This window comes from Streptomyces misionensis (genome assembly GCF_007896895.1).
GTDB classification, from domain to species: domain Bacteria; phylum Actinomycetota; class Actinomycetes; order Streptomycetales; family Streptomycetaceae; genus Streptomyces; species Streptomyces misionensis_A.
Genome location: NZ_VOGW01000107.1, coordinates 52572 through 63488, shown reverse-complemented (window position 1 = coordinate 63488; position 10917 = coordinate 52572). Strand labels below are relative to the sequence as shown.

Sequence of the window (10917 nt, the reverse complement as noted above, 5' to 3'; positions counted from 1 at the left end):
CCCCAGTGCAAAGGAGCACGCCGTGAGCAACCCGGACGAGTTGCTGCGCATCGAGGGCATACGCAAGACCTTTCCCGGCGTGGTCGCGCTCGACGGTGTCGACTTCGACCTGCGCCGTGGCGAGGTGCATGTGCTGCTCGGTGAGAACGGCGCCGGCAAGAGCACGCTCATCAAGATGCTCTCCGGTGCCTACACGCCCGACTCCGGGCGGATCCTCGTGGGCGGTGAGGAGGTGCGCATCCATGGTGCGCAGGACTCCGAGCGGCTCGGGATCACCACCATCTACCAGGAGTTCAACCTCGTTCCGGATCTGACGGTCGCCGAGAACATCTTCCTCGGCCGCCAGCCGCGCCGGTTCGGGATGATCGACCGGGGGCGGATGGAGGCCGACGCCGCCGAACTGCTCGAACGGGTCGGCGTGCAGGTCTCGCCGCGAGCCCGGGTGCGCGAACTCGGCATCGCCCGGCTCCAGATGGTGGAGATCGCCAAGGCGCTGAGCCTGGACGCGCGGGTGCTCATCATGGACGAGCCGACCGCCGTGCTGACCTCGGAGGAGGTCGAGAAGCTGTTCGCCATCGTGCGGCAGCTGCGCGCGGACGGGGTGGGCATCGTGTTCATCACCCACCACCTCGACGAGATCGCCGCCCTCGGCGACCGCGTCACCGTCATCCGGGACGGGAAGAGCGTCGGGCAGGTGCCCGCCGCCACCCCCGAGGACGAGCTGGTGCGGCTCATGGTCGGACGCTCCATCGAGCAGCAGTACCCGCGCCGACGGCCCGACAGGGGCGCCGCGTTGCTCAGTGTCGAGGGGCTGACCCGCGACGGGGTCTTCCACGACGTGAGCTTCGAGGTGCACGCCGGTGAGGTCGTCGGCATCGCCGGGCTCGTGGGCGCCGGACGGACCGAGGTCGTGCGGGCCGTGTTCGGCGCGGACCCGTACGACGACGGCACCGTAAAGGTCGGCGGCGACGCGCTGCGGCGCTCCGACGTGAACGCCGCGATGGCGGCCGGGATCGGGCTCGTGCCCGAGGACCGCAAGGGGCAGGGGCTCGTGCTCGACGCCTCCGTCGAGGAGAACCTGGGCCTCGTGACCATGCGGTCGGCGTCCCGGGCGGGCCTGGTCGACCGCAAGGCGCAGCACGTGGCGGCCGAGCGGATGGCGGGGCAGCTGGGCGTGCGGATGGCCGGGCTCGGCCAGCACGTGCGCACGCTGTCCGGCGGCAACCAGCAGAAGGTCGTCATCGGCAAGTGGCTGCTGGCCGACACCAAGGTGCTGATCCTCGACGAGCCGACACGCGGCATCGACGTCGGCGCCAAGGTCGAGATCTACCAGCTGATCAACGAGCTGACGGCGGCCGGCGCCGCCGTACTGATGATCTCCAGCGATCTGCCCGAGGTGCTCGGCATGAGCGACCGGGTCCTGGTGATGGCCCAGGGCCGGATCGCCGGAGAACTCGCGGCCGACGAGGCCACCCAGGACGCCGTGATGGCGCTCGCCGTTTCCACCCCCACCGCTGAGAAGGAGGCCACCCGTGGCCGCTGACACGCTCAAGAGCACGACGGGCGCGAGTGGCGCCCCGGGCGGCCTGCGCCGGCTGCTGCTCGACAACGGCGCGCTGACCGCGCTGATCGTCCTGGTCGTCGCCCTGTCGGCGCTGTCCGGCGACTTCCTGACGACGGACAACCTGCTGAACATCGGCGTCCAGGCGGCCGTGACGGCCATCCTGGCCTTCGGTGTCACGTTCGTGATCGTCGCGGCGGGCATCGACCTGTCCGTGGGCTCGGTGGCCGCGCTGTCGGCGACCGTGCTGGCCTGGAGCGCCACCCAGCACGGGGTGCCGGTCGCGCTGGCCGTCGTCCTCGCGGTCGCCACGGGTGTGGTGGCCGGACTGGTGAACGGCTTCCTGATCGCCTACGGCAAGCTGCCGCCGTTCATCGCGACGCTGGCGATGCTGTCGGTGGGCCGCGGTCTGGCGCTGGTCATCTCCGGCGGTGTGCCGATCCCGTTCCCGGACTCGGTCTCGCACCTCGGTGACACCCTCGGCGACTGGCTGCCGGTGCCGGTGCTGGTCATGATCGTGATGGGGCTGCTGGCCGCGTTCGTGCTCGGCCGCACCTACATCGGCCGCTCGATGTACGCGATCGGCGGCAACGAGGAGGCCGCGCGCCTGTCGGGCCTGCGGGTGAAGAAGCAGAAGCTCGCGATCTACGCCCTGTCCGGCGTGTTCGCCGCGGTGGCCGGCATCGTGCTGGCCTCCCGGCTGTCCTCCGCGCAGCCGCAGGCAGCCGACGGCTACGAGCTGGACGCGATCGCCGCGGTCGTGATCGGCGGCGCCTCGCTCGCGGGCGGCACCGGCAAGGCGTCGGGCACCCTGGTCGGCGCGCTGATCCTCGCGGTGCTGCGCAACGGCCTCAACCTGCTCAACGTCTCGGCGTTCTGGCAGCAGGTCGTGATCGGTGTCGTCATCGCGCTGGCGGTGCTGCTCGACACGGTGCGCCGCAAGGCGGGCGCCACCCCGGTGACCACCGGTGGCGGCGGCAACAAGGGCAAGCAGGCGGCGACGTACGGGCTCGCGGCCGTGGTGACGGTGGCGGTCGTCGGCGCGACCTCCTTCCTGCACAACGGCTCCTCGGCCTCGGACAAGCCGAAGATGGGTCTGTCGCTGTCCACCCTCAACAACCCGTTCTTCGTGCAGATCCGCTCCGGCGCGCAGGCCGAGGCGAAGAAACTGGGTGTGGACCTGACGGTGACCGACGCCCAGAACGACGCCTCGCAGCAGGCCAACCAGCTCCAGAACTTCACCAGTTCGCACCTGGGCGCGATCATCGTCAACCCGGTGGACTCGGACGCGGCGAGCAACTCGGTCAAGGCCGCCGACAGGGCGAACATTCCGGTCATCGCGGTCGACCGCGGCGTCAACAAGGCGGACGTGAACGCCCTGGTGGCCTCGGACAACATCGCCGGCGGCGAGCAGGCGGCCAGGACGATCGCCGAGAAGCTGGGCGGCAAGGGCAAGATCGTGATCCTCCAGGGCCAGGCGGGCACCTCGGCGGCGCGTGAGCGCGCGCAGGGCTTCGCCAACGGCCTCAAGGCCTACCCGGGCATCAAGGTGGTGGCCCAGCAGCCGGCCGACTTCGACCGCACCAAGGGCCTCGACGTGATGTCGAACCTGCTCCAGGCGCACCCGGACGTGCAGGGCGTGATCGCCGCCAACGACGAGATGGCGCTCGGCGCGATCAAGGCGCTGGGTTCCAAGGCCGGTACGTCGGTGCCGGTGGTCGGCTTCGACGGCACCCCCGACGGCCTGAAGGCGGTCAAGGCGGGCACGCTCTACGCCTCGGTCGCCCAGCAGCCGACCCAGCTCGGCCGGATCGCCGTGGACAACGCCCTCAAGGCGACCCAGGGCAAGAAGGTGGAGCAGATGGTGAAGGTGCCGGTGAAGGTCGTCACGAAGGACAACGTGGCCGGCTTCAGCGGCTGACGGAAGAAGACGCGGAAGACTCGGGCGGGCGGTCGTACACCACACGTGGCGGCCGTCCGCCCCGGTTCATCTCTCATGGGAGTCAAGTCATGTACGACTACGACCTGTTGGTCGTGGGCTCGGCCAACGCCGACCTGGTGATCGGTGTCGAGCGGCGGCCGGGTGCCGGGGAGACGGTGCTCGGCGGGGACCTGTCCGTGCACCCCGGCGGCAAGGGCGCCAACCAGGCGGTGGCCGCCGCCCGGCTCGGGGCCCGTACGGCCCTGCTGGCCCGGGTCGGCGACGACGGCCACGGCCGGCTGCTGCTCGACTCCCTGCGCTCGGCCGGGGTGGACCCGGCGGGCGTGCTGGCGGGCGGGGCGCCGACCGGCGTCGCGCTGATCACCGTCGACCCGTCCGGGGACAACAGCATCGTGGTGTCGCCGGGTGCCAACGCCCGCCTCACCCCGGCGGACGTGCGCGCGGCCGAGGGCCTGCTGCGTGCCTCCCGCGTGGTCTCCGCCCAGCTGGAGATCCCGCTGGAGACGGTCGAGGAGGTGGTGCGCGCCCTGCCGTCCGGCACCCGGTTCGTGCTGAACCCGTCCCCGCCGCGCCCGCTGCCCGCCGAGGTGCTGGCCGCCTGCGACCCGCTGATCGTCAACGAGCACGAGGCGCGGGTGATCCTGGGCGGGGCCGGGGCGGGCGAGCGCCCCGAGGACTGGGCGCGGGGCCTGCTGGCCCTGGGTCCGCGCTCGGTGGTGGTGACGCTCGGCGCCGAGGGCGCGCTGGTGTACGACGGCTCGGGCGCGACCCGGGTGGCGTCGGTGAAGGTCGACGCGGTGGACACCACGGGCGCGGGCGACGCGTTCACGGCCGCGCTGGCGTGGCGGCTGGGCACGGGCGCGAGCCTCGCGGAGGCGGCCGGGTACGCGGCGCGCGTCGGCGCGGCGGCCGTGACGAAGCCGGGGGCGCAGGAGTCGTACCCGACGGCCGAGGAGGTCCGGGCGCTGTGAAGAAGTCGGGCATCCTCAATCGTCATCTGGCCGGTGCGCTGGCCGAGCTGGGGCACACCGACGGGGTGCTGGTGTGCGACGCGGGCATGCCGATCCCGGACGGTCCGCGCGTGGTGGACCTGGCCTTCCGGGCCGGAGTGCCGTCCTTCGCCGAGGTCCTGGACGGACTGCTCGACGAGTTGGTCGTCGAGGGGGCGACGGCGGCGCACGAGCTGCGCGGGGCCCATCGGGAGCTGCTGGAGCGGCGGTTGCCCGGCCTGGCCTACGTGCCCCACGAACGGCTCAAGGAGCTGTCGGCGGGGGCGCGGCTGATCGTCCGCACCGGCGAGGCCAGCCCGTACGCCAATGTGCTGCTGCGGTGCGGGGTGTTCTTCTGAGCACCGGAGATCCGCAAGGCCCCTGACCGATCCGGGTGTTGAGCGACCGGCCGGGCCGGTGCTTGACTTGCCCGGTGACTGCCATCGAGGGAGCGACCGCTTTCGACGCGCTCGGGCCGGTGATCGGCCGGCACCCGATCGACCACCGCAAGCGCTGGGTGAACGCCGCCTGGGCCCTGCTCGTCGCGGTGCCCTCGGGCTGGCTGGGGGTGTGGGGCCTGACCGCCACCGACCAGGGGTCCGCCGGCGCCAACCGGGCGATCGGCCTGCTGATCGGACTCGCGCTGGGCGCCGTGTGGGTCGCGGTGACACAGATCGTCCGGGCGCTGCGCGGCGAGCCCGGCGAGTACATCGAGGTGCGGGAGCTGGGCCTGGTCCACGGGTCGCGGCGGGGGACCGCCGCCTGGACCTGGGACCGCGTCACCTCCCTCCACGTCGAGGGCGACGCCGTGAACCGCGTCGCGACCCGGCTCGGCAACGGCTACCGCATCGAGATCGGCTTCGACGACGGCCGCCGGCTGCGGACGGACGGCCTCGCCGCGTACGCCGCGGACCTCGGGCGCGCGCTGCTGGCCCGGTGCCCGCAGGTCGCCCTGCGCCCGCGGGTCCCCTGGTGGGGCAGGGCGGGCGGGTGGCTGCTGGTCTGGGCGGCGCTCTGCGTGCTGGGGATCGTGGGGCAGATCCTCTACATCGTGGACCATCCCGATCACGAGCACCGGGTAAAGACCGCCCTGGGCATGGCCACGGTGACCGACGCGCCGGGCATCAGCGACACGGGATACGTCCTGCTGACCTTCGGCATGTTGGTGTGCTTCGTCGCCGCGGTCACCTTCGTCGTCCTGTTCGTGCGGGGCCGGGCGTACCGCCGGATGTCCGCCCGCTGAGCCGGGCCGCCCGCGCCTCCAGATACCGCTGCTCGGCACGACTGGCCGTGGCCTTGGCGGCGCGCCGGTAGTGGTCGTACGCCCCCCGTGTGTCCCCCGTCTGCTCCAGCAGGTGGGCCCGGACCGACAGCAGCCGGTGGTGGCGGGCCGTGCGGGGGTCGCCGTCCAGGGTGGCGAGGAGGGCGAGCCCGGCCTCGGGGCCCTCGGTCTCGGCGAGGGCGATCGCGCGGTTGAGGGTGACCATGGGATTGGGCGCGATACGCTCCAGGATCAGGTAAAGGGCGTACACCTGCGCCCAGTTGGTCTCCTCGGCCGTGGCCGCGTCGGCGTGGGTGGCGGCGATGGCGGCCTGGAGGACGTAGGGCCCGAGGGAGGGTCCGGCCAGCGCCGTCTCGACCAGTGCGGTGCCCTCCTCGATCAGGGCGCGGTCCCAGGCCGTACGGTCCTGCTCCGCGAGCGGGACCAGGTCGCCCGAGGGGGTGGTACGAGCCGTGCGGCGGGCGTCGGTCAGCAGCATCAGGGCGAGCAGGCCGGTGACCTCGTCGTCCTCGGGGAGCTGGGCGTGCACCGCCCGGGTGAGCCGGATGGCCTCGTGCGCGAGGTCGGGACGGTCGAGGCGGCTGCCCGAGGTGGCGGTGTAGCCCTCGTTGAAGATCAGGTAGAGCACGTGCAGGACGACCGGCAGCCGCTCCCGCAGTTCCGGGCCGCCGGGCTGGGCGAAGGTGCCGCCCGCCGCCCTGACCCGCTGCTTGGCCCGGCTGATCCGGGCCGCCGTCGTGGCCTCCGGCACCAGGAAGGCGCCGGCGATCTCGGCCGTGGTCAGACCGCCCACGGCCCGCAGGGTCAGCGCGGTCCGGGAGGCCGGGGTCAGCGCCGGATGGCAGCACAGGAACAGCAGGAGCAGGGTGTCGTCGGTGTCCGGCACCTCGCCGGGGGCGACCTCGGCGGCGGTCGCGGCCTCCCGTTCCCGGCGGGCGAGGTCGCTGCGCGCCTGGTCGGCCAGCCGGCGGGCGGCGACCGTGGTCAGCCAGCCGCGCGGGTTGCCGGGCACGCCCTCGCCCGGCCACTGCGCGGTGGCGGCGAGGACGGCCTCCTGCACGGCGTCCTCGCAGTCCTCGAAGCGGCCGTGCCGGCGGACGAGCGTGCCGAGGACCCGCGGCGCGAGGTCGCGCAGCAGGTCCTCGGCGCCCGGTGCCGGGCGGGAGTCGCTCACGCCTCCAGCCGTCCGCACTCGAACATCACCTGGCGCACCTCGACCCCCAGGCCCTCGATCGCGGCGTCCGGGATCATCGCGGCCAGCTCGACCGCCCGGTCCCGGTCCTCGCAGTCGACCAGGTAGTAGCCGCCCAGGTGCTCCTTGGCCTCCAGGAAGGGACCGTCGGTGACGACCGTCCGCCCGCCGCGCACGGTGACGACGGCGGACTGCGACGGGTCGGCCAGCGCCTGCGTGGTGACCAGCTCGCCGGACTCCTTCAGCGCCTCGATGAACGCGCCGTGGCCCTCCTGGACCGCCGCCTTCTCCTCGGGGGTCAGCGCGTCCAGCACGGCGGGGTTGACGTGCAGGGCGATCAGGAACTGCATGGTGTGCTCCTCACGGTTCGCGGGCCCCTGCCGGGCCCTTCACCCAGTGGTCGGAGCCGCGTCGGACTTCTTGACATCGTCCGGCACATGTTCCGGGAGATTCCTCAGCCGGGCGCCCCTGCTGTCCGCGATCCGCGTGATCTCCTTCAGCGACTCGACGAGGCGGCGGATCAGGTAGTGCAGCTCCTCGCCGGTCAGTCTCCGCCCCGGCCCGTCGAGGAGTTCGGTGGTGTGCTCCAAGAGGCTTTCCGCCATACCGAGTTGTACCTGCTCGACCTGGTCGGCGACCCGGGAGACGTATCCGGTGCCGTCGCCGACGAGGTAGCAGGGCTTCCCTTCCGAACCGGTCCAGGGAAGCAGTCGTTCGTTCACGCGTAGGTCTCCACGAGGTCGAGGTAGGGGCGGACGAGCGGGCCGTCCTCGCCGCGGAGGGGGGCTTCGCCCTGCCGGTACGCCGTGGGGCCGCCGACGTACGGGCACGAGTACGACGGGTACACCGGCCCGCGCCGTCGGCGTCCGCGGGCGGGCAGGAGGAGCCTCAGCAAGGGCTCGACCAGCCGGGCGAGGAGTCGTGTCATGCCGACCTGCCTTTTCGTCTGTGGTGACTGCGGTGTGTGGTGAATCAGTCACAGAGTGGGGTGGCGGTGGCTAGGCTTGCCAGGGGAGCCGAGTTGACATCCCACTTGTCATGCAAGGGAGTTGGCCGTTGGACGGACACGGCAGGTCTCGAACAGCGCGCGAGGAGTTCGGGGAGGAGATCCGGTCACGGCGCAGAGCAGCCGGACTCACCCAGGCTGAACTGGCCCAGCATGTTGTGTGCTCGCCCACTCTGATCAGTCACTACGAGGCGGGCAGGCGGTTGCCGAGTGACGACGACGTGCAACGGATCGATCAGGCGCTGAATACGGACGGCTTCTTCACTCGCTGGCTGAAAGAGCTGACCTCGACGTGGGCGAGTTACTTTGCCGCCATGTCCGAACTTGAGCGCAAAGCGACTCAAATCCAGCAGTTCGCGCTCTCGCTCGTTCCCGGCATGCTCCAAACCCCCGACTACGCCCGTGCCGTATTCAGGGGATACAGATCCCACTGCCCAGCCGAGGAACTCGACAGGTCAGTTGCCCTCCGAACGGGGCGCGCCCGAATCCTGGAGAGCCCAACACAGCCTGTCGTGTGGACGCTCCTCGACGAGGGGGTACTGCGGCGCCGCGTTGGTGGCTCCCGTGTCATGGCCGAACAACTCCACAAGATCGCGGACATGTCCGAAGTAGGGCGCCTTCGGTTCCACGTGCTGCCGCACAGCGCCGGGGCTCATGCCCTCGCCCAGAGCATGCTCACGCTTCTGAGCTTTGAAAACAATGCCCCCGTGGCCTACGTTGAGGGCTTCATCACCGGTAATTTGATGAAGAATCCTGCCCTGGTGGCACAGTGCCAGACGGCTTACGACCTTGCGCTGAGCGAGGCGCTGTCCCGGGAAGACTCGCTCGCTTTCATCAGAGCGGTAGCAGAGGAATACGCACATGTTGAGCAATGAACGCTCCGTCTCCGACGCATCAACCGTCACCCGGTGGTACAAGTCCAGCTACAGCGGCGGCGGACAGAGCGACTGCCTCGAAGTAGCTTGCGGCCGCACCACCGTTCCCGTCCGCGACAGCAAGAATGGCTCCAAGCTGACACTCCTCTTCTCCCTGCGCGGCTGGACTTTCTTCGTCGGCGCGGTCAAAGGCGGACACTTCAAGAGCTGACAGCGGAAGGGCATGCCATGCCGAGCAATGACCACACCCTCCCCAACGCTTCCACCCTCACCGGCTGGTTCAAGTCCAGCCACAGCGGCGGGGGCCAGGGAGACTGCCTCGAAGTAGCCCGCGGCCACACCACCGTCCCCGTCCGCGACAGCAAGAACGCCACCGGCCCGGCGCTGCTCATCTCCTCCGACGGCTGGGCCTCCTTCATCGGTGCCGTGAAGGGCGGGCGGCTCGCCTGACCCGTGTGACGGGCCACCTCACGCCCCGGCGGCCTCCCGGCGGAACGCCGTCGGGGTCGTACCCGTCCGCTGGCGGAAGAACTTGGTGAAGTCGCTGGAGTCGGTGAAGCCCAGCCGGGCGGCGATGACGGTGGCGGGCAGCCGGCTGTGGGCCAGCTCCCGCTTGGCCTCCAGCACCACCCGCTCGTCGATGTACCGCTTCGCCGACATCCCGGTGGCCGCCGTCGTGGCCCGCGTGAGCGTGCGCGGGCTGTAGCCGAGGGCCGCCGCGTAGTCCTCCACCCGGCGCGTGACCGCGAAGTCCCGCTCGACGGCCGCGTAAAAGCGCCGGAACGCCTGATTGGAGACCGGCGCGTCCGGGGCCGCGCCCCGCGCCTTGGCCAGCCGCAGCAGCAGCACCGCCAGCAGATGCCGCAGCGCCTGCACATGGGACTCCAGCGGCAGCTCCGTCATCGCCTCGTACTCGTACCGCAGGTGGTCGAGCGCCCGGCGCAGGCCCTCCGCGTCCGCGCCGGCCGGGCGCACGGGGCCCGGCGCGTACGGCGGCCGCGCGAAGGCCGCCGCGACCGTGGCCGCGTCCGGGAAGCCCGCCGGGAAGGCGACCACCACGCCGTCGGAGACCGGCAGGTCCCGTCCCCAGCGCTGCACCTGCCCGGGCCGGATCCACAGCCAGGAACCCGCGTCGAGGGTGTACGTGGTGAAGTCCACGGACACCGTGAGGCTCCCCGAGCGCACCGCGACGAGCTGGTGGAAGGCGGGGCGCAGGGGCGCGTACGGCTCGTTGCCGTGGTTGCGGGCGCGCCGGTCCAGCTCGGCGAGGTTGACCAGTTCGAGGCCCGGCGGGGAGCCGGCGGTGCGGCGGAACTCCAGGTCCCGGATCACCGGCCGAGATTCCGGCTGCCCGGAAGGCTGTCCGTTTTTTCCCATGGCTAGTCCCGAGCCTACCGCCGACGACCCCGGTCCCGCTCCTAGCGTGGAGACATCGGTGCAGGTCACAGGCGTGCATGAAGTACGCGACAACGGTGAGGGAGCCCTCGTATGAGACTGGTCGTAGGGATGACCGGAGCCACCGGGGCCGCCCTCGGCGTGCGGCTCCTGGAGAACCTCGCGGAGCTGCCCGAGGTGGAGACCCATCTCGTGCTCAGCCGGTGGGCCCGCACCACGATCGAGCTGGAGACCGGGCGGACGGCCCGCGAGGTCGCCGAGCTGGCGGACGTCGTGCACAACCCCGACGACCAGGGCGCGACGATCTCCTCGGGGTCCTTCAGGACCGACGGCATGGTGATCGTCCCCTGCTCCATGAAGACGCTCGCCGGCATCCGCGCCGGTTACGCGGACGGTCTGGTCGGCCGCGCGGCGGACGTCGTCCTCAAGGAGCGCCGCAGGCTCGTCCTCGTCCCCCGCGAGACCCCGCTGAGCGAGATCCATCTGGAGAACATGCTCGCGCTCGCCCGCATGGGCGTGCAGATGGTGCCGCCGATGCCCGCCTTCTACAACCACCCCGAGTCGGTCGACGACATCGTGGACCACATCGTCGCCCGCGTCCTCGACCAGTTCGAGCTGCCCGCCCCCGCCGCCAAGCGGTGGGAGGGCATGCGCGCCGCGCGGGACCTCAGGTCC

General features: G+C 71.6%; 14 protein-coding genes. 9 read left to right on the top strand and 5 right to left on the bottom strand.

Features of this window, described 5'->3' with window-relative positions; translation table 11 throughout:
- Window positions 1-22: 22 nt before the first annotated feature.
- The 5 genes from FRZ03_RS19375 to FRZ03_RS19355 all read left to right on the top strand — a co-directional run bounded on the left by FRZ03_RS19375 (window position 23) and on the right by FRZ03_RS19355 (window position 5735).
- A complete protein-coding gene (locus FRZ03_RS19375; protein WP_146466428.1) occupies window positions 23-1543 on the top strand; it encodes a sugar ABC transporter ATP-binding protein in 1521 nt (506 codons plus the stop codon).
- Window positions 1533-3482, top strand: coding sequence for an ABC transporter permease/substrate-binding protein (locus FRZ03_RS19370; RefSeq protein WP_146466427.1), 1950 nt, complete (start codon window positions 1533-1535; stop codon window positions 3480-3482). Before FRZ03_RS19375 ends, FRZ03_RS19370 begins: the two co-directional genes overlap by 11 nt.
- An 89-nt stretch (window positions 3483-3571) precedes the next feature.
- A complete protein-coding gene (locus tag FRZ03_RS19365) occupies window positions 3572-4474 on the top strand; it encodes a ribokinase (protein ID WP_146466426.1) in 903 nt (300 codons plus the stop codon).
- On the top strand, window positions 4471-4851 hold the full coding sequence (rbsD, locus tag FRZ03_RS19360) for a D-ribose pyranase (RefSeq protein ID WP_146466425.1): 381 nt from the start codon (window positions 4471-4473) through the stop codon (window positions 4849-4851). The genes FRZ03_RS19365 and rbsD overlap by 4 nt, the downstream gene beginning before the upstream one ends.
- Window positions 4852-4925: 74 nt before the next feature.
- On the top strand, window positions 4926-5735 hold the full coding sequence (locus tag FRZ03_RS19355; protein ID WP_146466424.1) for a hypothetical protein: 810 nt from the start codon (window positions 4926-4928) through the stop codon (window positions 5733-5735).
- On the opposite strand, the gene FRZ03_RS19350 is transcribed toward FRZ03_RS19355, so the two are convergent.
- Genes FRZ03_RS19350 through FRZ03_RS19335 form a run of 4 tightly spaced genes read right to left on the bottom strand, consistent with a single transcriptional unit; the run spans window position 5677 to window position 7894 of the window.
- On the bottom strand, window positions 5677-6948 hold the full coding sequence (locus FRZ03_RS19350; protein WP_146466423.1) for an RNA polymerase sigma factor: 1272 nt from the start codon (window positions 6946-6948) through the stop codon (window positions 5677-5679). The two genes, FRZ03_RS19355 and FRZ03_RS19350, sit on opposite strands and share 59 nt — an antisense overlap.
- Window positions 6945-7316 carry a YciI family protein gene (locus FRZ03_RS19345; protein ID WP_146466422.1) on the bottom strand — a complete coding sequence of 124 codons (372 nt, stop codon included), beginning with the start codon at window positions 7314-7316 and terminating at the stop codon, window positions 6945-6947. Before FRZ03_RS19345 ends, FRZ03_RS19350 begins: the two co-directional genes overlap by 4 nt.
- Window positions 7317-7355: 39 nt before the next feature.
- Window positions 7356-7688: a hypothetical protein gene (locus tag FRZ03_RS19340; protein WP_146466421.1), complete on the bottom strand. Its 333-nt coding sequence runs from the start codon at window positions 7686-7688 to the stop codon at window positions 7356-7358.
- On the bottom strand, window positions 7685-7894 hold the full coding sequence (locus tag FRZ03_RS19335) for a hypothetical protein (protein WP_146466420.1): 210 nt from the start codon (window positions 7892-7894) through the stop codon (window positions 7685-7687). The genes FRZ03_RS19340 and FRZ03_RS19335 overlap by 4 nt, the downstream gene beginning before the upstream one ends.
- Before the next feature lie 110 nt (window positions 7895-8004).
- Here FRZ03_RS19335 and FRZ03_RS19330 point away from each other — a divergent pair, with 110 nt between their 5' ends.
- Genes FRZ03_RS19330 through FRZ03_RS19320 form a run of 3 tightly spaced genes read left to right on the top strand, consistent with a single transcriptional unit; the run spans window position 8005 to window position 9297 of the window.
- Entirely contained in the window at window positions 8005-8847 is an 843-nt protein-coding gene (locus tag FRZ03_RS19330) for a helix-turn-helix domain-containing protein (protein ID WP_146466419.1), read from the top strand.
- Window positions 8834-9058 carry a DUF397 domain-containing protein gene (locus FRZ03_RS19325; RefSeq protein WP_146466418.1) on the top strand — a complete coding sequence of 75 codons (225 nt, stop codon included), beginning with the start codon at window positions 8834-8836 and terminating at the stop codon, window positions 9056-9058. The genes FRZ03_RS19330 and FRZ03_RS19325 overlap by 14 nt, the downstream gene beginning before the upstream one ends.
- 17 nt (window positions 9059-9075) lie before the next feature.
- On the top strand, window positions 9076-9297 hold the full coding sequence (locus FRZ03_RS19320; RefSeq protein ID WP_146466417.1) for a DUF397 domain-containing protein: 222 nt from the start codon (window positions 9076-9078) through the stop codon (window positions 9295-9297).
- 18 nt (window positions 9298-9315) lie between these two features.
- Here the strand turns inward: FRZ03_RS19320 and FRZ03_RS19315 are convergent, their stop codons facing one another.
- Window positions 9316-10179, bottom strand: a complete 864-nt coding sequence (locus FRZ03_RS19315) for an AraC family transcriptional regulator (protein WP_146466416.1) — start codon at window positions 10177-10179, stop codon at window positions 9316-9318.
- 156 nt (window positions 10180-10335) lie between these two features.
- On the opposite strand from FRZ03_RS19315, the gene FRZ03_RS19310 reads away from it, so the two are divergent.
- Window positions 10336-10917 (top strand): non-oxidative hydroxyarylic acid decarboxylases subunit B (locus tag FRZ03_RS19310; RefSeq protein WP_146466434.1); only part of this gene is annotated, 582 nt, incomplete at its 3' end.

Excerpts from the sequence above, each read along its gene's own strand:
- FRZ03_RS19330 (WP_146466419.1), top strand. The coding sequence starts at position 8,005 with ATGCAAGGGAGTTGGCCGTTGGACGGACACGGCAGGTCTCGAACAGCG.
- FRZ03_RS19345 (WP_146466422.1), bottom strand. The coding sequence starts at position 7,316 with ATGCAGTTCCTGATCGCCCTGCACGTCAACCCCGCCGTGCTGGACGCG.
- FRZ03_RS19365 (WP_146466426.1), top strand. The coding sequence starts at position 3,572 with ATGTACGACTACGACCTGTTGGTCGTGGGCTCGGCCAACGCCGACCTG.
- FRZ03_RS19335 (WP_146466420.1), bottom strand. The coding sequence starts at position 7,894 with ATGACACGACTCCTCGCCCGGCTGGTCGAGCCCTTGCTGAGGCTCCTC.
- FRZ03_RS19325 (WP_146466418.1), top strand. The coding sequence starts at position 8,834 with ATGTTGAGCAATGAACGCTCCGTCTCCGACGCATCAACCGTCACCCGG.
- FRZ03_RS19320 (WP_146466417.1), top strand. The coding sequence starts at position 9,076 with ATGCCGAGCAATGACCACACCCTCCCCAACGCTTCCACCCTCACCGGC.